25 protein-coding genes are annotated in these 21,727 nt (G+C 61.1%); 6 read left to right on the forward strand and 19 right to left on the reverse strand.

Annotation, left to right across the window (positions count from 1 at the left end; all coding sequences use genetic code 11):
* Positions 1 to 3: 3 nt before the first annotated feature.
* The 6 genes from J2Y41_RS10995 to mpaB are packed head-to-tail and all read right to left on the reverse strand — an operon-like array spanning position 4 to position 4,025.
* Positions 4 to 141 (reverse strand): daptide-type RiPP, encoded by a 138-nt coding sequence (locus tag J2Y41_RS10995; protein WP_224088985.1) that lies wholly within the window; start codon positions 139 to 141, stop codon positions 4 to 6.
* A 60-nt stretch (positions 142 to 201) separates the two neighbouring features.
* Entirely contained in the window at positions 202 to 327 is a 126-nt protein-coding gene (locus J2Y41_RS11000; protein WP_263422270.1) for a daptide-type RiPP, read from the reverse strand.
* A gap of 47 nt (positions 328 to 374) precedes the next feature.
* Complete coding sequence (locus J2Y41_RS11005) at positions 375 to 518, reverse strand: daptide-type RiPP (protein ID WP_224165398.1); 144 nt, start codon at positions 516 to 518, stop codon at positions 375 to 377.
* Positions 519 to 523: 5 nt separating this feature from the next.
* Positions 524 to 1,738: a daptide-type RiPP biosynthesis dehydogenase gene (gene mpaC / locus J2Y41_RS11010; RefSeq protein ID WP_309928447.1), complete on the reverse strand. Its 1,215-nt coding sequence runs from the start codon at positions 1,736 to 1,738 to the stop codon at positions 524 to 526.
* Positions 1,735 to 3,015, reverse strand: a complete 1,281-nt coding sequence (gene mpaD, locus J2Y41_RS11015) for a daptide-type RiPP biosynthesis aminotransferase (protein ID WP_309928448.1) — start codon at positions 3,013 to 3,015, stop codon at positions 1,735 to 1,737. Before mpaD ends, mpaC begins: the two co-directional genes overlap by 4 nt.
* Positions 3,012 to 4,025 carry a daptide biosynthesis RiPP recognition protein gene (gene mpaB, locus J2Y41_RS11020; RefSeq protein WP_309928449.1) on the reverse strand — a complete coding sequence of 338 codons (1,014 nt, stop codon included), beginning with the start codon at positions 4,023 to 4,025 and terminating at the stop codon, positions 3,012 to 3,014. Before mpaB ends, mpaD begins: the two co-directional genes overlap by 4 nt.
* 169 nt (positions 4,026 to 4,194) lie before the next feature.
* Here mpaB and J2Y41_RS11025 point away from each other — a divergent pair, with 169 nt between their 5' ends.
* The 3 genes from J2Y41_RS11025 (at position 4,195) to J2Y41_RS11035 (ending at position 5,834) form a co-directional block, all read left to right on the forward strand.
* A complete protein-coding gene (locus tag J2Y41_RS11025) occupies positions 4,195 to 4,620 on the forward strand; it encodes a hypothetical protein (RefSeq protein ID WP_309928450.1) in 426 nt (141 codons plus the stop codon).
* Between the two features lie 262 nt (positions 4,621 to 4,882).
* Entirely contained in the window at positions 4,883 to 5,665 is a 783-nt protein-coding gene (locus J2Y41_RS11030; protein WP_309928451.1) for a hypothetical protein, read from the forward strand.
* A 1-nt stretch (position 5,666) separates the two neighbouring features.
* On the forward strand, positions 5,667 to 5,834 hold the full coding sequence (locus J2Y41_RS11035) for a hypothetical protein (protein WP_224088992.1): 168 nt from the start codon (positions 5,667 to 5,669) through the stop codon (positions 5,832 to 5,834).
* Positions 5,835 to 5,946: 112 nt separating this feature from the next.
* Here J2Y41_RS11035 and J2Y41_RS11040 read toward each other — a convergent pair whose 3' ends face one another.
* From J2Y41_RS11040 to J2Y41_RS11050, 3 genes are read right to left on the reverse strand one after another with little or no spacing between them, the layout of a single operon-like run.
* On the reverse strand, positions 5,947 to 7,269 hold the full coding sequence (locus J2Y41_RS11040) for an MFS transporter (RefSeq protein WP_309928452.1): 1,323 nt from the start codon (positions 7,267 to 7,269) through the stop codon (positions 5,947 to 5,949).
* On the reverse strand, positions 7,266 to 8,861 hold the full coding sequence (locus J2Y41_RS11045) for an AMP-binding protein (RefSeq protein ID WP_309928453.1): 1,596 nt from the start codon (positions 8,859 to 8,861) through the stop codon (positions 7,266 to 7,268). Before J2Y41_RS11045 ends, J2Y41_RS11040 begins: the two co-directional genes overlap by 4 nt.
* 23 nt (positions 8,862 to 8,884) lie before the next feature.
* Positions 8,885 to 9,649: an enoyl-CoA hydratase/isomerase family protein gene (locus J2Y41_RS11050; RefSeq protein WP_309928455.1), complete on the reverse strand. Its 765-nt coding sequence runs from the start codon at positions 9,647 to 9,649 to the stop codon at positions 8,885 to 8,887.
* A 115-nt stretch (positions 9,650 to 9,764) separates the two neighbouring features.
* Here J2Y41_RS11050 and J2Y41_RS11055 point away from each other — a divergent pair, with 115 nt between their 5' ends.
* Complete coding sequence (locus J2Y41_RS11055; protein ID WP_224088999.1) at positions 9,765 to 10,658, forward strand: LysR substrate-binding domain-containing protein; 894 nt, start codon at positions 9,765 to 9,767, stop codon at positions 10,656 to 10,658.
* A 96-nt stretch (positions 10,659 to 10,754) separates the two neighbouring features.
* On the forward strand, positions 10,755 to 11,138 hold the full coding sequence (locus tag J2Y41_RS11060; protein WP_309928456.1) for a DUF1304 family protein: 384 nt from the start codon (positions 10,755 to 10,757) through the stop codon (positions 11,136 to 11,138).
* 159 nt (positions 11,139 to 11,297) lie between these two features.
* Here the strand turns inward: J2Y41_RS11060 and J2Y41_RS11065 are convergent, their stop codons facing one another.
* The 3 genes from J2Y41_RS11065 to J2Y41_RS11075 form a co-directional block, all read right to left on the reverse strand.
* Positions 11,298 to 11,612, reverse strand: a complete 315-nt coding sequence (locus J2Y41_RS11065; RefSeq protein ID WP_309928457.1) for a PASTA domain-containing protein — start codon at positions 11,610 to 11,612, stop codon at positions 11,298 to 11,300.
* Between the two features lie 158 nt (positions 11,613 to 11,770).
* Positions 11,771 to 12,454 (reverse strand): type 1 glutamine amidotransferase domain-containing protein, encoded by a 684-nt coding sequence (locus tag J2Y41_RS11070; RefSeq protein ID WP_309928458.1) that lies wholly within the window; start codon positions 12,452 to 12,454, stop codon positions 11,771 to 11,773.
* Positions 12,455 to 12,487: 33 nt separating this feature from the next.
* Positions 12,488 to 13,087 carry a TetR/AcrR family transcriptional regulator gene (locus J2Y41_RS11075; protein ID WP_309928459.1) on the reverse strand — a complete coding sequence of 200 codons (600 nt, stop codon included), beginning with the start codon at positions 13,085 to 13,087 and terminating at the stop codon, positions 12,488 to 12,490.
* An 86-nt stretch (positions 13,088 to 13,173) separates the two neighbouring features.
* Between J2Y41_RS11075 and J2Y41_RS11080 the strand changes: the two genes are divergently transcribed.
* On the forward strand, positions 13,174 to 14,115 hold the full coding sequence (locus tag J2Y41_RS11080; RefSeq protein ID WP_309928460.1) for an NAD-dependent epimerase/dehydratase family protein: 942 nt from the start codon (positions 13,174 to 13,176) through the stop codon (positions 14,113 to 14,115).
* On the opposite strand, the gene J2Y41_RS11085 is transcribed toward J2Y41_RS11080, so the two are convergent.
* The 7 genes from J2Y41_RS11085 to J2Y41_RS11115 all read right to left on the reverse strand — a co-directional run bounded on the left by J2Y41_RS11085 (position 14,108) and on the right by J2Y41_RS11115 (position 21,524).
* Positions 14,108 to 15,277 (reverse strand): Gfo/Idh/MocA family oxidoreductase, encoded by a 1,170-nt coding sequence (locus J2Y41_RS11085; protein WP_309928461.1) that lies wholly within the window; start codon positions 15,275 to 15,277, stop codon positions 14,108 to 14,110. The two genes, J2Y41_RS11080 and J2Y41_RS11085, sit on opposite strands and share 8 nt — an antisense overlap.
* A gap of 4 nt (positions 15,278 to 15,281) precedes the next feature.
* Positions 15,282 to 16,031, reverse strand: coding sequence for a ThuA domain-containing protein (locus J2Y41_RS11090; RefSeq protein ID WP_309928462.1), 750 nt, complete (start codon positions 16,029 to 16,031; stop codon positions 15,282 to 15,284).
* Position 16,032: 1 nt separating this feature from the next.
* Positions 16,033 to 17,136 carry a Gfo/Idh/MocA family protein gene (locus J2Y41_RS11095; protein WP_039242955.1) on the reverse strand — a complete coding sequence of 368 codons (1,104 nt, stop codon included), beginning with the start codon at positions 17,134 to 17,136 and terminating at the stop codon, positions 16,033 to 16,035.
* A 48-nt stretch (positions 17,137 to 17,184) separates the two neighbouring features.
* Entirely contained in the window at positions 17,185 to 18,084 is a 900-nt protein-coding gene (locus J2Y41_RS11100) for a carbohydrate ABC transporter permease (protein WP_309928463.1), read from the reverse strand.
* Positions 18,081 to 19,016 (reverse strand): sugar ABC transporter permease, encoded by a 936-nt coding sequence (locus J2Y41_RS11105; RefSeq protein WP_309928464.1) that lies wholly within the window; start codon positions 19,014 to 19,016, stop codon positions 18,081 to 18,083. Before J2Y41_RS11105 ends, J2Y41_RS11100 begins: the two co-directional genes overlap by 4 nt.
* Before the next feature lie 2 nt (positions 19,017 to 19,018).
* On the reverse strand, positions 19,019 to 20,329 hold the full coding sequence (locus J2Y41_RS11110; protein ID WP_309928465.1) for an ABC transporter substrate-binding protein: 1,311 nt from the start codon (positions 20,327 to 20,329) through the stop codon (positions 19,019 to 19,021).
* A gap of 199 nt (positions 20,330 to 20,528) precedes the next feature.
* Positions 20,529 to 21,524, reverse strand: coding sequence for a LacI family DNA-binding transcriptional regulator (locus J2Y41_RS11115; protein ID WP_309928466.1), 996 nt, complete (start codon positions 21,522 to 21,524; stop codon positions 20,529 to 20,531).
* Positions 21,525 to 21,727 lie beyond the last annotated feature (203 nt).

Genomic DNA, 21,727 nt, shown 5'->3' on the forward strand with positions numbered 1-21,727 from the left:
CAGCTAGGTGGCGGCGATTCCGACAAAGATGCCGGCGATGATGATGACGTCACCAACGCGCATGTACCACGGCGTATCGTCCGGGGTGTCGAGGTTCTCCAGTTCTTCGATGGTCAGCTGCAAGTTCGGGTTTGCGATCATTCCGTTCTCCTTTCTTTGTTGTTGGTCTTTTGTCGTTTACCCGTTCCGTTTCCGGGACGGTTAGGTAATGCTGACGGCGATAATGCCGATGGCAACTCCCTGGGACACTCCGATGAACCAGTTGTTGAAGTCCGGGGTTTCCAGCGACTCGATCTCCTGGATGGAGATGTTGAGCTGTTTCTGCATTTGCGTTCACCTCCCTTCGCTGTGGGTTGACGGACTGCGCGTATTCGTCAGGTGATGCTGACGGCGATCCCGATCAATGCGAGGCCCACGGTGATGCCGTGGATGCGTTCGCTCCAGTCGTCAGGGACATCGATGCTTTCCAGTTCCTGGACGTTGAGGTCCAAAGTCCTGGGTGCAAGAGTGCTGCTCATGGTGCTCACCCCCTTTCCCTTACCGCTCGTAGCTCGCCCACTGGGCCTGGCAAGATTTGTTGTTCCAGCCCTGCTTTGGAGAGGACATGCTGGACCTGCACGGCATCAATGCCCCGCAGCATCGGCAGCCCACCGCCCCAGTTCCGGAGGGCGGCCTCGGAAGTCTTCATCAACGCCTGCTCCCCGATGACGTCCAGACCCGCAATGCCCCACCGCCACATCAATTGGTTGATGCCTTTGGCGGGGTTGGAATCCAATGAAGGATCCGCATCTACAACCACGGACCAGAGCTTCAGGAGTCTTTGTTGGTCTCCCCAGGCTGCGTTTCCCTTGGCTATCTCAGCCCAGATGGGACCCATCACCGAGGCGGTGGCGGTCATCTTTCGGGCCCCAGTGACGTGGGCGAGTTCGTTGGCGACATACCAGTGCTTCGCTCCGTACGGATCACGGCCGATCAGGGCCCAGCCGGTGTGGGTCTCCATGCTGAGGTGGGCTGCCGTCAGTCTCAGCTCGGGCGCATCCTCACGTGTCACTCGATTCCCGAGCCGGACGATCCGCGCCAAAAGTGAGTGACCGTCGTCGTCGAACACGCTTGGGCTGCTGCCAATCATGGTCCCTGCCACCCGGAGGAACGCCTCAAGCAACCCTTCGAAAAGCAGCTGCGTGGGCAGGGTGGCGAGATTGTCGGCGTCGAGCACGGCCACGTCACCTGTGAGGTGACGTGAGGAGATCAAACGGCGTCCGACGGCGGTGTCCAGGCACGCTACTGCGCTGACTTCAGCGCCGGTCCCCACGGTTGACGGCATGAGGATGGTGCGGGAGCGCTCGTTTGGATAGGCGACCGGAGGCAGGACTACCAGACCCGAACGTTTGGCATGGCGTTCGACGAAGACCGTGAGGCTCGGGTCCGCAGTGAACAATGCCGCGAGTTTCACTGCATCCATCACGGAACCGCCGCCAAGTCCCACAACTGTCCGAAGTCCGTGTTTGCGGACAAAGCTGCCCACAACCCGCAGGGTTGCGACTGTGACCGGGGCAGCGTTCAGCTCCAGTGTTGGCGCTCCCTTTAGGTCGCGCGCCAACAACGCATCCCTCTGACCCGTGAGTGCCTTGTCCACCACGAGTCCGGTCCGGCCACGGGTGAGTCCGCCGATATATTTGGGTGCCATCCCTGGGTCGAGGACGACGCATCGCGTGTTCCATATGCGATCGGCGATCATGCGAAAACACCATCGCGTTCCGCCTTTGCCAGCCCATCGACCATGGCCGCATGCAGTTCCCCGAAGTTCTCCCGTGTATAGATCAGTGCTGGCAGCAGCTGGATCCGGCCTGGCCCAGGCTGCACGATTGCCCCGGCTTGATGGATCCGCCGGACGACCGCCAGGACACCGTTCGGAGAAAGGGGTGATCCACTGTCGGTTCGCAGCAGGACGCCCCGCAAGCACCCCCGTCCAGAGGACCCGGCAACCCCTGGACTTGCCTGGAGTTTGGCAATGAGCTGGTCGAGGCCTTCGGACACCCGGTGAGTCAGAGTGTTGTGATCCAGCCTTTTCATCTCGGAGATCGTGGCGAGAACCGCAGCACAGGTAGCTGGGGTTCCGGCTTGGGTTTCGCCGTGGACAAAGACGGCCTCGTTCTTATCGAAGAGCTGGCTTATGCGCTGGCCGATGAGGAGGGCGGCACATGCGCTGGTGCCGTTGGTAAGTCCCTTGGAAGTGACAACGACGTCCGGGGCTTCCCGCCACTCATCTGAAGCGAACCACCCTCCGATACGGCCGAACCCGGTGGCGACTTCGTCAGCTACGACGAGGAAACCATGCTCATCCCGGTGTTTGAGGAGTGCAGCCAGGAAAGAGTCCGGTACAACTTCCGCACCCGAACCAAGGACGGGCTCAACCACCACTGCTGCTACGCGGTGCCCCTCCCGTTGCATGAGTTGGGCCAACTCCACGCCTCCGTCGTCGAACCGGATATGCCGGACGTTCCGCCTGTCCACCCCATATACGGCTTGGCCGAGGTCGTCGCCGCTGAGTGCCTGGCTGCCGTAGGTGAGCCCGTGGTAGCTGCCGCTTAGCCCGATGACGAGTTTGCGTTCGGGTTGTTTGTCCAGGACGAAGTAGTGGCGCGCGAGTTTCATAACGGCGTCGTTGGCGGCACCTCCGGACGTCGAGAAGAGAACGCGCTCGAAGTGATGCTTCGGCAATTCAAGGAGTGCCGTGGCTGCCTCAATGGCCTTGCGGTGCGCAGTCCGGAAAAGCGGCAGGTAGGACGCTGTTTCCAGTTCACTGGCTATCGACTCTGCAATCTGTGCATTCCCATAGCCAAGGTTTGTGTTCCACAGGCCGCTCTTTGCGCAGAGTCGTCGCTGCCCGTCCTCGAAATTTACATGGACCCCCTGGGCCCTGACCGCTGTGTAGCTTGCTGCCTCGAAATCGTGCTGGCTTACAAGTGGAACCCAGAGCGGGATCTGTGCCTGGTGTTTTAGAGGTACGGTCATCGTTTAGTGCCGATGAGGTCAATGCCGAGCTGCTCGAACTGATTCAGGATTGCCGTGACGGATCCTGTTGCTACGGCCTCTGGGACGTTGAGGGCCGACGCTACGACCGCGACGGCAGCGCTGACGTCCCGCAAGTTGGAGATGGCCTCGATGATGGTAGCTGCGTCAATCCCGACCTTGAAGACGCGTCCGGACTGAGTGTCCAAAAGACTGTGCTCGCCACCATGTCGAATGATGAACGGCGCACCGGGCGATGGCAGCTCGCCATTTGTGGATGCTCCGTAGAGGCTTAGGCCGAAGCCAACAAATTGAGTGCTTGCACGGTCCTCCCTGGATATGAACTTCCAGGCATCCAACGCTGCCAGGTAGCGGGGAATCCATGGTCTGGCTGCCAGCGATTCGCGAACACTACGGGGGTCGCGGATGGAGGCAATCGAAGACTCCGGCTGGAGCGCGAGCGATCTTCTTTGGAGATCGGAAAAGGGATCGCCAATTCGGCCGATCTTCGCGCCGTACGGACCACTGAGGACTGTTCCGTCGGCCGCAATGTGCAGCCTCGCGAGATCCTGGCAGCTTTGTCCGGTCAACAATCCGCGTTCGGCCAAGACGGCATTGACCTCGATGAGCTGACGAATAAAGTGGCCCGAACGGCGGGCTTCGTCGGCGTCGTCGAAGAATGCCAGCCAGTCATCGTCGGAGATGATGCGGACGAGCGTGACCCCCACAAGATTCACGAAGGGAATGGCTACGTAATCCTGAATCTCCAGGCTGAGCGTGCCGTTCACCAAGAGTTCTTCTCCGGCGGCATCGAACGAGCCGGACACGGCTGTGATGGCTTCGTCGTCCCTGTCGCCATTGAGGGCAAGGATGACGGAGCCCTCACCGGCCAATGTTTTTGCGTAGTCAGTGTGCTCGGGATTCTCCACGAAAACTACGTGGCCTGCGATGCGCCCCGGTATGCCGGTAATCCACTGATCTACCGCCGCGGCAGTGGTCTGTTGCTGACTCAACGTCAATTCCCCAACCCCCAATAGTTTCCGTCGTTCTTGGAACGAAGCTATGGGCTGGAGAAGGTGCCACAGAGGAGGAAATCGAAACTAGGTGGTGGAATGCCCCAAAGATAAGTGCCGCGCGGGGCTATCTAGGTGGAGGGGAATGGTGGTCTAGGTGGTGGAATCAATGCCCGATCATGTCGAGGCAGCCGCCATCCATGACGCCTCCACCTGGGGCGATGTCCACCTCGCCATCCAGCGACACTTATCCATAGACGCAACCGGCAGTGAAGAATCTTTGGGGGAACCTACGATGAACGCGAACTCAGCCAAGCGGATCCGAAGCTACTGGCTAGGTTTAGCCATCTCTTATGGGCTGGCCCTCACTGTTGCGGCCGTGACCGATTGGGAGACCGCCTCAGATGCACCAGCAATTAGCCTCCTCGCGTCTGCCTTCACGGCCGCGGCGATCCTCATTCATGGAACGTCCATAGCGATCTGGGCCGGACCCCTCCTGGGTGGGGTCACCGCCGTCGTCATGTATTTGGTGCTGGCCAAGTATGGACGGTTCTACAGTTCGTCTTCTGCGGGCGCGGATCGGCCTTCCGAATAGGCAATTCATGACGCGTAGTCGTGACTGCCACAGACCCCGACGGAGTTAAGGTCACCTTCTATTTGTCGCGGGGACAGCATGCCAAGGGCAGCACTTTCTAATGAATTGACTGGAAATGAAACGGTGATTCGTCTATAGTGCCTAATCTATTTTTGGGTGTGCTCATATGACTTGCTGTTCGCCACGACGTCCTATACTGTGATCCATGCATTAATTCAGCAACAGAAATATTTGGGGGGAAATGGGGAAATTACGTAAGCAAATGGCCGTTATCGCAAGCTCGGCCTTGCTTATCGGACTTGCGGCCACGCCGGCGAGTGCCGAAGTCGGAAAGAAGCTCTCCAATGCTGAAATTGAAGCGCAAATTGATCAGTTTGTTGCAAACAACCCTCAGGACATTGTTGGGCTCAACAAACTTTCAAAGAAGTTGACGGGACAGAGCACCCGAATCTCGCTGAACAATGAGGGTGAGGTCAGCGCGGAGCATGCCCAAGCTGTCCTGAATGGCGAGAGCACGGGGCTTCAGACGATGGCTTTCCCGCAGGACGCCTTCAATGTCTTCGTCACGTACGTGCCGCTGGCACAGGGAAGCCGCCAGTTGAAGGTCTATGGCCAGTGGAACTGGCGGGATGACTTCGTCGGCCAAGGCGCCCCCGAGGACTTGGCTTCCTTGCAGTTCACTTATCCTGACTGTGTTCGGCACGGAAATCTCCTGGCCAATACCGGCAAGTATGATGGAACGGTCACCAATCGTGCCACCCTGCGGGACGCCGGTGTGGGCTCAAAGTCCCCCATTTGGAATATTGCAGATGGTACTTCCGGTTTCGCAAACCTGACCGACAATGGGTACGTCACATCGACGCTGAACGCGGCCAATTGCACAGTTGGTGGTCCGGCGCAGGTGGGAATTGCATTCTCGTACGAGGCAAACCGTGGTGGGAGTGTCGCCAGCGTGTCTGTTGGTTGGGGATTCCTGAACATTGGATATAACAGCCAGGGTGACGTCCTGCGCAAGTCTTCCCAGCCGATCTATGGAGCCCTCTAACTTGGATCTCACTCTCACGCTTTTTGTACCGCTGATCTTTGCGGCAATATTCCTGTATGTCCTTTACGGTGTCATTTATCGTGCCGTAAAGAATGCAATCAAGGATGCTCGTCGTGAACTTGAAAACGATGCGTTGACCAGCCAGGATTCCGGCGGTGCTGAGTCGTAGATTTTGATCTCATGCAGCGAGCCCCGAGATAGCCCTCGGGGCTCGCTGTTGTACGGCAAAGACTCATGGATACTTGATTCCTGCTTTCGAAGCAAGCATCAGTGACAAATTCCTACAGAACCGTCGTCCGCGAAAGCGACAGATCCTTCGTCTCACGGAAGAACAACACCACAACCACCGCGGACACCAAGGCCATCCCCATCAGGTAGAACGCCGGCGCCAACGGAGTCCCGAAGCCAGCCACCAATCCGGTCGCCACGAACGGAGCCGTCCCACCGAACAGGACGTAGGCCAAGGTGTAACCGATCGCAGACCCGGAAGCACGGACCGATGAAGGGAACATCTCCACCAGGGCCGGAACGTTGGACGTACCAATCACCGCAACCAAAGCACCCAGGACACTGGTGCCCAAGATCGCGAAACCGAGTCCCAAAGGCATGATGGAGAATGCCGGAATGGTCATCACCACAAAGCCAACACACGCTACCAGCAGCATCCGCTTGCGGCCGTAACGGTCGCTGGCACGTGCGGCCAGAGGGCACACTGCTGTGTACACCAGCATCGTGACTACGCTCGTGATCATCGATTCAGTGCTTGAGTAGTGAAGGCTCGAGGTCATGTACGCGATCATGTAGCTGCTCATCAGGTAGTAAGCGATCGCGTTGGTGATGCTGTAGCCAAACAGTGTGAAGATCTGCCGTGCGCAAAGCCGGATGGCATCACCCAAGGGCTTCTTCGCCACCTTGCCCTTCTTCTCCAGGCCACGGAATACCGGAGTGTCGTCCACCCTGGATCGGATGTAGAGGCCAATGAGGCCGAGCGGGGCTGCGAGCAGGAAGGGGATTCGCCAGCCCCAAGCCTGAAGGTCGGCCGGGCTCAGAGTCGCAGTAATGGCCGCGCCGAGCAACGCACCGGCAACCGAAGCCAGGCCGACAGTGGCCGGGATGATGCTGGCGTAGGTGGCGCGCTTACCTTCCGGCGCATACTCCACGATGAACGCCGAGGATCCTGTGTACTCACCACCTGTCGTAAAGCCCTGAACCGCACGGAACACGAAAAGCAGAATCGGAGCCCAAATACCGATCACAGCAAAAGTCGGCAGGATACCGATGCAGAACGTCGCAGCGCTCATGATCAGCACGCACAGCCCAAGCATTTTGTTCCTGCCAATCCGGTCACCGTAACGTCCAAAGAAAGCCGCACCGAGCGGCCTGGCGATGAAGCCGCCGGCGAAGATCGCCCACACGGCCAGGAGTGACGCCGTCGTTGAATAGTCCGGGAAGAAGAGCTTCGCGATGGTCACGGACATGACCGCATAAGCCGCGGAGTCGAACCATTCGACAAAATTTCCGACGGCGGCTGCCGCAGCGACGCGCTTGAGGCTGCGCCGGGGGGAAGACTCAGTTTCAGCGACTTTCTCGGTCATCGTATTCATGATTGTTGTCCTTCGAGGCGGGGAGAGGCTACAACGTGTGGGAGTTCGCGGAGCTGGGCCCGCTGGACTTTTCCGGTGGCCGACTTAGGTAGCGCGGAGACGTATTCAATGAATCGCGGGTAAGCGAAGCGGGAGAAGTTCTCCTTCACATGCGCCACGATGGTTTCGCTCAGGTCCGCTCCCCCAGCGTGACCGGGCATCAGTTCGATCCAAGCCTTGATGGACTGGCCGCGGAGCTCATCGGGCACGCCGGTCACCGACACGTCCCGCACGGGATCGAGTTCGCGAATGACTGCCTCCAGCTCGTACGGCCCCACACGGTAGCCGGACGTTTTGATGACGTCATCGGTCCTCCCCAGGAACCAGAAGTAGCCGTCGTCGTCCGCGTAGGCTTGGTCCTTCGTGTGGTACCAATCGCCACCGAACGCGGCGGCTGACGCCTCCGGCATATTCCAGTATCCCAAGGGAAACTGCGGGTTGGATCGGGCACGCAGGCAGATCTCACCGGTCTCGCCGGCCGCCACTTCCTGCCCATCCTCGTCCAGCAGGCGGACTTCCCAACCTGGCAGCGGCTTACCCATCGAGCCTGGTTTGACGGGCACATCCGGGTAGTTGCCCAGCAGCGGATAGGACTCCGTGGAGCCGTAGTAATCGAGCATTGTCACCCCGTACTGCGACTGGAACCAAGCGATCAAGTCCGGCGTCAGCGGCTCATTGGACGAGCAAACCGTCCGCAGGGACAGCGGGAAGCGAGTACCGGCGTCGGGCACGTCCTCGCGCATCTTGCGCAGGAACGTCGGATTGACCAGGGCGCTGGTGACGCGGTGGTGGCTCATGGCGTCCAGCAGCGCCGTGGGGTCGAAGCCGCCTTCCGGCCGGAACACGAGGTGCGTGGCGCCGAGCCGAAGCGGGCCCATGAGTTTGGCGAGCGACCACGCCCAGTCCCCCGCGCCGTAGAACACATCGCCGTCGCCGAGTTGGTGGCAGTACTCGAACTCGTTGTGGCCGAGGAGCGTGCGGTGCGCGTGGACGATTCCCTTGGCGCGGCCGGTGGTTCCCGAAGTGTAGAAGATGAGGGCGGGGTCGTCGGCTTTGGTTTCGACGTTCTGGAATTCAGTGGTTTGGGTGGCGATTTCCGGGCTGTCGATGTCGATGAACGTTCCGTCGTAGTCCTCGAAGAGGTGCTTCGCGGAATCCTCGGCGATGATCACCGACGCGCCGCTGTCCTCAAGCCTGAATCGGATGGGTTCCGCGGCCCAGAGCAGAGACATCGTGACCAGTATGGCGCCGGTCCGAAGCACGCCCAGATAGGCGGCCGAGGTGTCGGCACGCTGCGGCAGCAGGACGGCGACGCGGTCGCCCTTCTTGATGCCGGCTCGTTGGAGGGTTGCTGCGATTTGCCGTGAGCGGTCCTGGATTTCGCCCCAACTCACCTCTCGTTGACCTTCGACGGCGGACTCCAGGATGAGAGCCCGCTTGTCCCTTGGGTGGTGGTCGGCGACGTCGACGGCCATGTTGTAGAGCTCGGGAACCTCCCAGCGGTGGGAGTTTCGTAGTTCGGTGTAGCGGTCTTGGGTTGCTGTGGTTGTCATGGTTTTGCCTCCTGCTTCGCGGCTTAGCGGCGGCCAGCGAGGAAGCGGGCCATCTCGCGCTGTGGTTCGCCGGTGCCGTAGGCCTCTCGGTGGACGCGCTTGGCTTCTGCCATGGCGTCCGCCAGGTCGTCATCTTCCAAGCTGCGCAAACGGTTCTTCGTCAGTCGGACCGCACCCGGAGGAAGGAGGCTCAAGCGCGAGGCGAGGTCCTTCGCGTAAGCCAGCACGCCGCCGTCGTCCGCCACGTAGTTAAGGAGGCCAAGCCGCTGAGCCTCGGCAGCGTCCACCAGTTCACCGGTGAGGACGAACTGGGAGGTCTTGGACTTGCCGAGGATGCTCCACATGGCCCAGATCCCGGTGATGCTGGGGATGCCGGAGAGGACTTCGGGTTGGCCCATGCGGACTTTGGAGTCGCCGACGCGGAGATCCGCTAGTAGTGAGTACTGGAAACCAGAGCCTGCGGCGACGCCGTTGACTGCGGCAATAGTGACCTGATCGAGGTTGCGGACGGCGCGGTAAAGACGGTCAAAACCGTCAATCCAAGCCTCGGCGGATTCGTGGTCCTCCGGGTTCATGGACGCAGTCTCGGCCAGATCCTGTCCGGCGCAGAAGGCGCGGCCGGTTCCCGTGAGGATGACGGTGCGGATTTCGTCGTTGCCTTTGAGGCCTTCCAGGTGGCCGATGAGTTCGTTGCGCATGGCTTCGGTCCAGGCGTTGAGCTTGTCCGGGCGGTTGAGGGTGATGATGGAGGTGGGGCCGGTCTGTTCGAAGAGGACATCTTGGGACATTGGGGCGTTTCCTTTGGTTCGTTGGGCTTCTTGGTTCCCATCTGACCATCGGCAATTGTGACCCGTCTAACATCAATATCTACTCACCTTGATACCAAACTGATATGGTGCGCAGATGGACCTCCACCATCTCAAGTACTTTGTGGTGCTCTCCGAGGAGCTCCATTTCGGCCGCGCGGCACAGCGTCTGCATATGGCCCAGCCGCCACTTTCGCAGCGGATCAAGGACCTGGAGAAAGAACTCGGGGTGCAGTTGTTCCATCGGCGACGCACCGGCGTCGAGCTTTCCGAGGCCGGGGCTTTGCTGCTGGAACACGCGCGCGGAGTCCTGGATCACGTGGCCATGGCTCAGGAATCGATGCGGCGGATCCGCCCGGGCGCTTCGGGCATCCTGCAGGTGGCCGTGCCGCCGGACACGAACCCTGTGGCGCTGTCCACGATGGTTTCTTCGTTTAGCTCGCTTGCCCCTGATGTCCTGCTGAACCTGCACGAGCTCACCACCGTGGAGCAGGTTGAGCGACTGCGCGACGGCGAACTGGACGTTGCGGTGGTCCGTCACCCTTTGAGCAGCGTGGGTTTCGAGTCGGGGCCGGTGTTCTCGCGGGCACTGGGTGTGGTGCTGAATGCCTCGCACCCGTTGGCTTCTGCGTCTTCTGTGCGCTTGGGCGACTTGGCCGGGAGCTCGTTGATCATCTTCCCGCGGCACATGGCCCCCACCTTATACGACTCGTTCCTGCACACCTGCCGGGACGCTGGGTACTTGCCCGCGGCCATTGTTCACGCCAGGAACCAGCACTTCACACATGGACTGATCCTGGCCGGCCGGGGTGTGCACTTCAATGAGGAGCCGTGGACGCCGCTTCCCGCTGGAATTGTGTGGCGGCCGCTGGTTGGTGACCCGTTGGCTTGGCGGACGTCGGCGCTGTGGTTGAAGAGTCGGCGGTCAGCGGAGACGGATGCGTTCGTGGCGGCTGTGGGGGCGGGGCTCAGTGCGGGCGGGCATGGGTAGCGGACGGCGTTTGCCACCACCCTTGAAGGTCTTCGCGCCTGAAGCGTAACCTGCACGCAGAGAAGCGGAAATTGCAGGATTCGCTAGGAGCACGGCATGAATCTGCTGAGCCAGATACTCGCGGGATCTACCGGCCTCGCGCTGCTCAGCGTTGGCATCCTGGAGATCTTCTTCCATGGCGATCAACGTTTCCACCGGATCTTTCTCATCCGACCTGACGACGTGCAGGCGGTGCGGATGTGGGCGATGAACGTTGGCGCCTACAACATCACTTTTGGGCTTGGAATCGCTGTGGGTCTGTGGCTGGTGAACTTCTCGGGCACTCCCGCCAGTGGGTTGGCCATAATTATCTTCTGCTGCGCCTGCCACGTCTTCCTTGGTTTCTGGCTGTGGGTAACGGAGAAGCGCCTTCTGGTCAGCGCCATCGGCCAGGCGCTCTTTCCCGGACTAGCTATCGTTTTCTACATTCTCTTTCGGTAGAAGGGGTGCCGACCGGATCCTTGTAGCGGTATTTTTCGTTACTTTGCGTCAACAGCGGCGCCCGTAAGAGGATCCTCTATCGGACGCTCTGGTGCTTACCTCTGAGAGCCTGGGCGTTAGGTCAGCCGCAGTCTGAGGGCATCCCTCACCGGACATCGCTCACTCGTCCTTCTCAGCCTCCGCATGACTCTTAAATGAGGGGGCCGGCCCGCCCGTCTGCTCCGGCACGTCGCTTCGGGCTTGACCGTCCTGAACGAAAGTAATCCTAATTTGGCTACCCCGCTCAAGGACCGACCCAGCGGACGGATCTTGGGAGGTTACCCAGAACAGCCCTGGCCACGTACGCGAACGAAGTCCAGGCCCGTCAGGGTCCCCGGCGGCGAGACCAAACCCAATGTTCGCCGCCATCTCTTGGGCAATGTGCACAGGCTGCCCAACGAGATCGGGAACAGTCAGCTTCGGACGTTCATCCATCTCTTCTCCTTTGAGCCTGACCAGCTAGAACGGTGAAACCAACCTTCTTCCGTCGCCAAAAATACCGCCGGTGGGTCAGCCGGGCCTGGTCAACCCGGCTTCTCGGTTCCAAAAGCGCGCTTAGTTTGGCCAGCTGGGTGCCCGCTGAAGGATCCTTTTTAGAGAAGTGCGGCGATCTTCTCCGCGGTCACCTTTGCGGAAGCCGGGTTCTGCCCCGTAACGAGTTTGCCGTCAGCGATGGCGTAGGGCACGAACGGGAGCAGGGCCTTTTCATACAACGCCCCGCGCCTTTTGATCTCCTCCTCCACGTTATACGGCACGAGCTTATCCACCCGGGCAAGGACTTCTTCCTGCCACGCGAAGCCGGTTACTTTCCGGCCCTCCACAAGGAGACTGCCGTCGGAAAGCCTGGTGTTGAGCAGGCCGCAGTATCCATGGCAGACCGAGGATACGATGCCTCCTTGTTCCCAGATGTCACGGGTGATCTTTTGCAATCCTTCGCTGTCAGGAAAGTCGTACATGACCGCGTGGCCCCCGGTGAAGTAAATGGCATCGAAATCGGCCGGGTTAATGCTCTCAGGACTGGCGGTATTTTCGAGAAGTGCCATTCGGGACGGGTCGGTATGCCACGACTTAGCCGCCTTGTCATAGCTGGGGAACTTCAGTGAGCGCGGCTCCAAAGGTGCAAAGCCTCCCTGCGGACTGACAATGGTCTGCTCAAAACCGCGTTCCTCGAACACGTCCCAGGCGTGAACCAGTTCGGACAGCCATAAACCGGTAGGGTGCGACGGGTCGTCATAGTGGCTGACATTGGTGACAACGTGGAGGATGCGTTTTGTCATGCTCGTTCTCCTGGAGGTGTAAGCGGATCGGGACTAGCTGGCGGACTTCTTGTCATTGAGCGCAAAGATCGCCGCAACCGCCGACTTGACGCGATCGGCAACGTCTGAGCTGGCTTGAGGCTGCATCTTGCCGTCGAGGTGAAGGAACGCCAGGCCGTGCGCCATGCTCCACAGCGCGAGGGACAGGTGAGAGTTGTTCGCCCCGGGTAAGAGCCGCTCGATTGATTGGTTCAACATCTCGTGAAGCTGCTCCGAAGCCTGCACGCGTTCACTGTCCCTCTCGTCGCATTCGTTGCCGAACATCAACCGGAACACGGCCGGCCGCTTCAAAGCGAACCCGACGTAGGCCACTCCGAGTGCCGCGATCACCTCCTCCGGCGCCGCGGGCTCAGCCACGTCAGTCAACGCAGCCTCAAGATCCTCACGGAGATCCTTGAATCCCTCAACCGCAACCGCACTGTCGAGCGCTTCCCTATCTGCGAAATGCCGGTAGGGAGCGGTGGGAGAAACTCCTGCACGGCGGGCAACGGCCCGCAGGGAGAATGGCTCACCCGCTTCAAGGCCCTCGACGGCGGCGGCGATCAGGGCTGCACGGAGGTCGCCGTGGTGATAAGGCTTTACCGATGTTGACACTGCTAACTTTGCCTCCTACGCTGATGTAAGCAGTGTAAACATATCGCATTAAGAATGCGATGTCACCTAATCAGCGGAGCTCGAAAATGCAGACAATACTGGGCGCAAGCGGCCAGATCGCGATGGAACTCGCCCGGGAGCTTCACCGCAACCACACCCAGGACCTGCGGCTGGTGAGTCGCAATCCCCCCAAGGTCAACGAGTCAGATGCACTGGTGAAAGCGGACCTGCTCGATCCTTCCCAGACCACCACGGCAGTTGAGGGCAGCGACGTCGTGTATTTCACCGCCGGACTTCCGGCGAACACACAACTATGGGAGCAGCAATTTCCTACCATGCTCCGCAACGCGTTGGATGCATCCCGGAATACGGGTGCCAAATTCGTCTATTTCGACAACACCTACATGTACCCGCAGGACGAGCACGTCCAGACTGAGCTGACCCCCTTCGTTCCCAACGGGCGCAAGGGCAAGGTCCGCGCGGCAATGGCGTCCATGGTGCTTGAGGAGATGGCCCGGGGCGACATTCCCGTTCTCATCGGCCGGGCGCCCGAGTTCTATGGGCCGGGCCGGACGCAGAGCTTCACAAATGCCCTGATCATCGACCCCCTGAAGGCCGGCAAGAAACCCCGCATCCCGGTGCGGGATGACCGGGAGCGGACGCTGATCTGGACTCCCGACGCGAGCCGTGCGCTTGCCCTCCTGAGCAACAGGCCAGCCGCTTTCGGCCAGACCTGGCATCTCCCTGTCCCACAGGAGCGCCTCACCTACCGGGAGTTCGCCACCTTGGCGTCGGAAGCCTTCGGCCAGAACCCCGGCTACACCGTCGTGCCGCGGTGGGCCCTGAACGCGGCTGGCCTTTTCGCTCCACAGGTTCGCGAAGTAAGGGAACTCCTGCCGCGCTACGCCCACCACAACCGCTTCGACTCCACTAAGTTCACCTCGCATTTCCCTGAGTTCGCCGTGACGCCTTATCGAGATGGGCTCGCCATCATCCATGCGGAAGCCAACGTAGTCCGGGCTAGCTGACGCCAACCCGTTCCCGAACGGCCGTCACCGTGCTCCTGTTCCTCGCCGACTCTTCGACGGCAGCCAGCACCCGCTGGATTTGGAGCCCGTCAGCGAACGACGGCGACGGCGGCTCGCCCGCGCTGATGGTGGTGAGAAAATCACGGATCTGGTGCGTGAAAGTGTGTTCCCAGCCGATGATGTGCCCCTGCGGCCACCACGCGCCAACGTACGGATGCTCGGGCTCGTTGACCAGAATTCGCCGGGATCCCTGCTCCCGCACGGGAAGCGTGGCGTCCAGAAAGCCGAGCTCGTTCAGGTTCTCCAGATCAAACGTCAGCGATCCAAGTGACCCGTAAATTTCGATCTTGAGCGAGTTCTTTTGGCCCGTGGCAACCCGGGATGCCTCCACCGACGCGCTGATGTTTCCCGTCATGCCAAGGGTGGCCCACGCGGCGTCGTCGACTGTCACTTTTTCCATACCTCCAGGGCCGGGGCGCTCGGTGACAAAAGTCCTCAGCGTTCCGGTCACCTCAGTGACGGTTTGGCCCGTGAGGTGCTTGACCTGGTCGATGGCGTGCGAGGCGATATCGCCCAGCGCCCCGGAGCCAGCGGTTTCCTTGCGTAGCCGCCAACTCATGGGGGTTTCGACGTCGGAAAGCCAGTCTTGGTGGTATGCGGCACGGACGTGCCGAATGGTTCCGAGACGACCTTCTGCGATCAGCTCCCGGGCCAATGCCAGCGCCGGAACGCGTCGATAGTTGAACCCGATCATGGACTGCACTCCGCGAGCCTGAGCCGAGGTAGCCGCGTCAGCCATCAACTCAGCCTCACCTAAAGTGTTGGCGAGCGGCTTCTCCACGAGCACATGCTTCCCGGCTTCCAATGCGGCGATAGCGATCTCAGCGTGCATCCAGCCCGGCGCACAGATATCCACGATGTCGATGTCATCCCGCGCAATCACGGAACGCCAATCAGTGGCGGACTCGGCCCAGCCATACTTGGCGGCGGCCTCTGCGACCAAGGCGGCATCCCGACCAACGAGGACTTTCTGCTCAAAGGCCGGGACGTCGAAGAAGCTGGCCACGTTCCGCCACGCGTTCGAATGGGCCTTCCCCATGAAGGCGTAACCGATCGCGGCCACGCCCAGCGGACGGCCAGCGGATAAAGGGAAAGTGGTCATCGTTCTAGCCCTCCTCGAACCATCCCCGCGCCGGGTTGGAGACCTCCGGCGCCTCCCGGAAAACGCCCGGCTGAGCCACCCAGCCGACGCCGTTGGCGATAACCTTTTGGATCTGCGCCTGGTGGTACACCGGGTATTCCTGATCGCCCGGGCTGAAGTAGAAGATGCGTCCCTTGCCCCGCGAGAAGGTCACGCCTGAGCGGAACACCTCTCCCCCGGTGAACGAGCTGATGAAGATCAGGTCATCGGGTTCCGGGATGTCGAACAGTTCGCCGTACATTTCCTGCTGAGGAATGACGATCGGGCTTTCGATGCCGGCCGCGATCGGGTGCGACGGCTTCACGGTCCACACCAGCTCCCGTTCACCTTCGTTGCGCCACTTCAGCGAGCAAGTAGTACCCAGCAGCCTGGTGAAGATCTTGGCGAAGTGCCCGGAGTGGAGAACCACCAAGCCCATGCCACCGAGTACGTGGCGCTGCACGCGCTCCACCACCTCGTCAGCGACTTCCCCATGCGCGATGTGCCCCCACCACAGCAGCACGTCCGTTTGCTTCAGGACTTCCTCGGACAGCCCATGCTCGGGATCTGCCAAGGTGGCTGTGGAAATTTCAGAGTCAGGGTAGTAGGCACGAAGCCCGGCAGCGATGGCGCCATGGATGCCTTCCGGATACATCTCGGCCATCGTTGAAGGATCGTTGCGGGCCTCGTGCACGGCCTCATTCCACACAACAATCTTGAGTTTTGAATCAGACATTTCAGAGCACCACTTCACGTTGTTCGAGGGCGGACTTGTAGCAGGCATCCAGGACCAGTGCGCGGCTGAGGGCCAGCGAGCCATCATGGCTTCCCCACACCGTCTCGCCACCGCGCACGGCCGCAATGAAATCGTCGACGACGGCCTGGTGGGCTCGCCCGGGTTCGGCCACCACTTCAAAATCGGCGTTTTCGCCGTCCTTCTCGGTGAAGACATGGACGTCCGCTACCGGGTTCTCGGAGGCGCCGACCGAGCGCAAGTCCGCTCCGCCGTCGGTCCCGTAAACAGTGAAGTCCATCAAGTCCCGCTCGTCGCGGTAAGTGGCCCAACCCGCTTCCAGGATCAAGGTTCCACCCCCTTCCAGCCGGATGAAGGCCGATGCGAAGTCTTCCACTTCAAACTTATGGCTGGAGTTCGACGCCGTATAGCGGGCGTTGCCGCCGAGGCCGCGCGGGCCGAGTTCGGAATGGGTCGACGCCGAGACGGCCAGAACTTTGGGCTCACCGAGCAGGTGAAGCGAGTAGTCCAGGACGTGCACGCCGATGTCAGCCAGCGGACCACCGCCGGCGAGCTCCGGGTTGGTGAACCAGCTACCCAGCATGGGAATGCCTTGGCGCCGGAGCCAGGATGCCTTGGCGTAGTACGGGCGACCCAGCGTACCGGCGTCGATCACTTCCTTGAGCGCCTGGATGTCGCCGCGGCGGCGGTGGTTGAATGCGACATCAAGGACGCGGCCGGCCTTGCGGGCGGCGTCGACCATCTGTTGACCCTCGACGGCGTTGCGCGCCAACGGCTTTTCGCTCAGCACATGCAGTCCCCGCTCAAGCGAAGCAATGGCGATCGGTGCGTGCAGGAACGTCGGCACGGCGACGCTGACGGCGTCGAGGCCTTCAAGCTCGATCATGTCTTCCCAGCGGGCGAAAGCGTGGGGAATGCTGTACTCCTCCTTCAGCTGGGCAAGAAGGTCGGCTTCCATCCCCGCGACGGCGACAATTTCGACGCCGTCGATATTGCTGTACGCCTTGAGGTGCTGCTGGCCGGCCCAACCGATGCCCACAACTCCCACCTTGAGGGTTGCGGACGGGGCCTGCTGCTGAATGCTCACGTTGTTCCTGTTCTTTCTGGGGTTTCTGGGTTCGGGTTTCAAAAAGGACTAGCCCTTGACGGCACCGGCTGTCATGCCGGAAACGATGCGCTTCTGGCACACGAGTACCAGGATGACCAGCGGGATGGTGATGATCACCGACGCGGCGCTGATGGTGCCCAGGGGTTGGTCGAACTCGCTGGTGCCGCTGAAGAATGCAACCGCTACCGGGACCGGGCGCGCTCCCGGTGAGGTGGTCAGCGTGACGGCCAGGAGGAATTCGTTCCAGACCGAGATGAAGACAAGGATCGCCGTCGTGGCCAGGCCCGGAACCGCCAACGGCAGGATCACCTTGCGGAAGGCGACAAACGGTGTGGCGCCATCCATGTATGCGGATTCCTCGAGCTCACGCGGGATCTCCTTGAAGAACGACGTCAGCGTGTAGATCGCCAGCGGCAACGCGAACGTCAGCTTCGGAATAATGAGGCCGAGCAGGGTGTCGTAGAGGCCGATCTCGCGCCAGATGGAGAACATCGGGGCCGCAATGGCAATGGCCGGGAACGTGGTCACCGAGAGGATCAGCGTCAGGATCATCGCCTTGCGGCGCATCTTCAGCCTCGCCAGCGCATAGGCGGCGAAGGACGCGAAGACCAGCGCCACTGTTGTAGTCACGACGGCGATAATCACCGAATTGCGCAAGGCCAAGAGGAACTCGGGGTTCTGGAAGACCACCAGGTAGTTCTCCAGGGTCGGCTGGCTCGGGAAGAGCTCGCCTTGGGACAGGCTCGCGCCCTTCTTAAGGGAGGTGTTCACCAGCCAGTAGAACGGGATAAGCGAGAAAGCCATGACGGCCACCACGAACACCCAGACCAAGGGATGCAGTTTCGACTCCCCACGCAAGCGACGCTTCGGCGCCTTGCGGGCGGTGGCGAGTTCCGGCGTCGGGCGTTCTGCAGTCAGTGTGCTCATTGTTCCTCCTTCGCGACGTCGCGGATGTTGCCGCCGGCGAAGCGGACGTAGATGACCGAGACCACCATGACGGTGAGGAAGGTCAGAATGGACAGTGCCGATCCTTCGCCCACCAAACGGTTCTCGCGGAGCTGGGTGTAGGCGAGCATGGACATGGATTCAGTGCCGTTTGCGCCGCGGGTGAGGACGAACGGCAGGTCGAAGACGCGGAGGGCGTCCATGGTGCGGAAGATCGCGGCGAGGACGATTGCCGGGCGCAGGAGCGGCAGCGTGATGTGGAGGAAGGTCTGCCACTTGCTGGCGCCATCGAGTTCGGCGGCCTCATACGTTTCGGCGGAGATGACCTGCAGGCCGGCCAGGATGATGAGCGCGGCGAACGGGGTGGTTTTCCAGACGTCGGCCATGACGATCACGGCCATCGCGTAGCCGTGCTCACCGAGCCAGACGACATCGCCGCCCGGCAGTCCCAGCGCGGAGAGGACGTTGGTGACCAAGCCCATGTTGGGCTGGAACATCGTCTGCCAGGTGATGGCGCTGACCACGGTGATGATCGCGTACGGCAGCAGAACCACCGTGCGCAGGACCGCGCGGCCCTTGAACGCGAGGTTGAGCAGCAAGGCCATTGCCGTACCGAGGATGAGTTCCAGGCTGACCGAGAGGCCTGCGAAGAGGAACGTCTGGCCAAACGCGGCCCACCACTCTTGGCTTGCGAGGGCGTTGATGTAGTTTTCCAGGCCGACAAAGCGGGACAGGCCTGCCGTGCGGACGCTGTACTGGTTCAGCGAAAGCCAGATGGCGTAACCGATGGGGACGGCCGCCACCAGCGCCATGATCACCAGCGACGGCGCGGTCATGCGGAGCGCGAGCTTGCGCTCGGCGCGGTCGCGGCCGCTTACGGCCCTTGCTTTCGGGGGGATTGTTCTGGTTGCCATGATTAGAAGCTCGCCTTGGCGGCGGTGATTTCGTCAGCCATCTTCTTCACGGCTTCCTCTGTGGAGGCGGTGCCGGAGAGGACGGCGTAGACGTTCTTGTAGATCGCCTGCGAAATCTGCGGGTAGACCGGGGAGATCGGGCGCGGCTTGGCACCCTTCACCGAGGCGAGCAGTTCCGTGGCGAATGGCATCTTCTCCAGGACCGCCGGATCGGAGTAGGCAGCTTCGTTCACGGGTGCCTGTGAGTAGTCCATGGCTACGTGCTTCTGCCAGTCCGGGGTGGTGGCGAAGTCGATGAACGCGACAGCCCCGGCCTGGTTGGTGGAGTGGGCCGAGATCGCGAGGTTCCAGCCGCCCAGCACGCCGGAGGCCTTGCCGCCTTCCCATGCCGGCAACGGCGCCACGTCAAAGCTCGACGCCAGCGGCGTTGCGTTGAGCAGCCGGTATACGTGCGGCCAGTTGCGCTGGTATCCAAAGTCGCCGGACTCGTAGGCGAGGCGGGCAGGGTCTTCGTTGTAGGTGAGGACGGCGCGGTCGGCTGAGCCGTTCTTGAGGCCGTCGCTCATGAAGTTGAGGACGTCGCGGGTTTCCTTGGAGTCGATCTTGACGTCACCCTGATCGTTGAGCACCTCGCCGCCTGCGCTGTAGAGCATTTCGAGGAAGTTGACCGTGAGGCCCTCGTACTGCTTGCCCTGGTAGACGAAGCCGTTGCCGGGAGCCTTGGCAGCTTCCGCGTAGAGCTGCTGCCACGACTCGGGCTTGGCTACCTTGTCCTTCTGGTAGTAGATCAACCCGGCGTTGGTGAAGAACGGCGAGGCCCAGTACTTGTCCTCATACTTGGTGGTCGCCACAGTGGAGGGAATGAGCCGGTCCTTGTTGGCCTCCACCAGCTTGGTCTGGTCCAGCAACCAGCCCTGCGAGGCAAACTCGGAGGTCCAGATGACGTCCGTAAGGAAGAGGTCGCACTCGGTGGACTTGCCCTCGAGCCGCTGCACGATCTGCGTTCGGGCTTCATCCGTGGTGGCACCGATCTCGGTGTACTTGGCAGTGACCTTGCCATTCGCTTTGGTGAACGCTTCCGCCGTGCCCTTGTAGATGCCGCTTGCGTCCTTGACGCCGCATATGTTGACCGAGCCGCTGGCATTAGCGCCCGACGCCGGATCGGCAGCTACCGCTTGTTCCGCACCTTGAGGTGCGGCTCCCCCGCCGCACGCGCTGAGGAGGAGGGCTGCGGCTACGGCGGTGGCCGCGAGGGCTTTTCTGTTTCGGGCGGCTTTGTTCTGGAGCGGGATAGCAGGTCGGTTCAAGTCCACAAGTGGCTCCTTTGGGGTCTGTGGGCGGTGGCGTTCAGTGCGCGTTTTTGGCTGGCCCGCGTCCTGAGGGTGGCTTCTTTGCCGTCGTTCTACTGATTTTTGGAATCGATTCCAAAAGTGTTCAAAAGAATCGGCCTTGCGGCCGTGGAATCGATTCCAAAGTAGTGTGGCAGGGACCACTGAGGGCTGTCAACCCTTTTTATTTGGTGGAGTCTCGGATGACGAGTTGGTGCGGGAGGAAGGTCCTGCCCTTGCGGTGCGCGCCTTCGACGGTCATGCGTTCCAGGAGTTCAGCGAAAGCTACGCGCCCCATCTCGTACGCCGGCTGTCTAACCGTGGTCAGCTCGGGGACGCACATTTCTGCTTGGGCGGAGTCGTCGAAACCGGCCACGGCGATGTCTTGCGGAACTCTTAGGCCGGCGTCGGTGAGTTCCCGGACGCACCCGGCGGCGACCACGTCAGTGCCGCAGAAGACTGCGTCGGGGAGGTCCTTTGTTTCCAGGAGTTTCTTCGTGAGATCACGACCGGCGTGGAATCCGAAGTTGCCTTCGCCGAGCAGGATCTGGTCCGTATTTAGGCCTTCCTCAGTGAGTGCCTGGCGGAATCCTTCCTCACGCAGCCGGCCTGAGCGTGCACCCCTGTGGGCGAGCATCCCCAGCTTCTTGGCGCCTGTGTCGATGAGGTGTTTGGTGATGTCGTAGGCTGCTTGGCGGTCATCAATGGAGACGCCGAATGCTGCTTCGGCGTCGACGATTTCACAGACCTGGATCACGCTCAGTTGCTCGGCGACAGTGTTCACTTCGTCGTCCGGCATCGTGGGCGAGAAGATGACTAAACCGTCCACGGAGCCGTTGCGCAGCATGTCCACGAGCTGCTGCTCGCGATCAAGGTCTCCGTCGGTGGCCGCGATGAGACTGACGTACCCCGAATCCGCCGCTGCATCGCCGACGCCTCGGAAGACTTCGCTGATCACGAGGGACTCCAAGTTCTTCGCCAGTGCCAGGACGCGCATCGTCCGGTCTCTCCGAAGATCCCTTGCTGAGGCGAGTGGCCTGTAGCTGAGCTCCTTTATGGCGGCGTTGACCTTCTCCTTGGCCGCCTCACTAACAGCCGAACTCCCGTTCAGTACGCGCGACACCGTCCCCACGGACACACCAGCAGTCCGGGCAACGTCCTGAACTGTCGGTCGAGCCATTCGTTTGTCCTTTCGGGAGAGTCCCCGCCGCGACGCCACTGCCGTGCCTGCCGAGGCTCCAGCTTAGCTCCGGGTATACACAGGAACCCTCAAGGCTACTCGCAAACGGTGGGAATCTGAGCTCGGTTCGCTACCACGTGCGGCCTAGAGATTTCGCGTTCAACGCCCCGATCTGTCGCCGCATTGTGAGAAGCCTGTCGGCA

The organism is Arthrobacter sp. 1088 (assembly GCF_031455315.1).
Classification (GTDB): domain Bacteria; phylum Actinomycetota; class Actinomycetes; order Actinomycetales; family Micrococcaceae; genus Arthrobacter.

Coding starts and splice junctions, on each gene's coding strand:
- J2Y41_RS10995 (WP_224088985.1), bottom strand. CDS start 141: ATGATCGCAAACCCGAACTTGCAGCTGACCATCGAAGAACTGGAGAAC.
- J2Y41_RS11000 (WP_263422270.1), bottom strand. CDS start 327: ATGCAGAAACAGCTCAACATCTCCATCCAGGAGATCGAGTCGCTGGAA.
- J2Y41_RS11005 (WP_224165398.1), bottom strand. CDS start 518: ATGAGCAGCACTCTTGCACCCAGGACTTTGGACCTCAACGTCCAGGAA.
- mpaC (WP_309928447.1), bottom strand. CDS start 1,738: ATGATCGCCGATCGCATATGGAACACGCGATGCGTCGTCCTCGACCCA.
- mpaD (WP_309928448.1), bottom strand. CDS start 3,015: ATGACCGTACCTCTAAAACACCAGGCACAGATCCCGCTCTGGGTTCCA.
- J2Y41_RS11025 (WP_309928450.1), top strand. CDS start 4,195: ATGCCCGATCATGTCGAGGCAGCCGCCATCCATGACGCCTCCACCTGG.
- J2Y41_RS11030 (WP_309928451.1), top strand. CDS start 4,883: ATGGCCGTTATCGCAAGCTCGGCCTTGCTTATCGGACTTGCGGCCACG.
- J2Y41_RS11040 (WP_309928452.1), bottom strand. CDS start 7,269: ATGAATACGATGACCGAGAAAGTCGCTGAAACTGAGTCTTCCCCCCGG.
- J2Y41_RS11045 (WP_309928453.1), bottom strand. CDS start 8,861: ATGACAACCACAGCAACCCAAGACCGCTACACCGAACTACGAAACTCC.
- J2Y41_RS11050 (WP_309928455.1), bottom strand. CDS start 9,649: ATGTCCCAAGATGTCCTCTTCGAACAGACCGGCCCCACCTCCATCATC.
- J2Y41_RS11055 (WP_224088999.1), top strand. CDS start 9,765: ATGGACCTCCACCATCTCAAGTACTTTGTGGTGCTCTCCGAGGAGCTC.
- J2Y41_RS11060 (WP_309928456.1), top strand. CDS start 10,755: ATGAATCTGCTGAGCCAGATACTCGCGGGATCTACCGGCCTCGCGCTG.
- J2Y41_RS11065 (WP_309928457.1), bottom strand. CDS start 11,612: ATGGATGAACGTCCGAAGCTGACTGTTCCCGATCTCGTTGGGCAGCCT.
- J2Y41_RS11070 (WP_309928458.1), bottom strand. CDS start 12,454: ATGACAAAACGCATCCTCCACGTTGTCACCAATGTCAGCCACTATGAC.
- J2Y41_RS11080 (WP_309928460.1), top strand. CDS start 13,174: ATGCAGACAATACTGGGCGCAAGCGGCCAGATCGCGATGGAACTCGCC.
- J2Y41_RS11085 (WP_309928461.1), bottom strand. CDS start 15,277: ATGACCACTTTCCCTTTATCCGCTGGCCGTCCGCTGGGCGTGGCCGCG.
- J2Y41_RS11090 (WP_309928462.1), bottom strand. CDS start 16,031: ATGTCTGATTCAAAACTCAAGATTGTTGTGTGGAATGAGGCCGTGCAC.
- J2Y41_RS11100 (WP_309928463.1), bottom strand. CDS start 18,084: ATGAGCACACTGACTGCAGAACGCCCGACGCCGGAACTCGCCACCGCC.
- J2Y41_RS11105 (WP_309928464.1), bottom strand. CDS start 19,016: ATGGCAACCAGAACAATCCCCCCGAAAGCAAGGGCCGTAAGCGGCCGC.
- J2Y41_RS11115 (WP_309928466.1), bottom strand. CDS start 21,524: ATGGCTCGACCGACAGTTCAGGACGTTGCCCGGACTGCTGGTGTGTCC.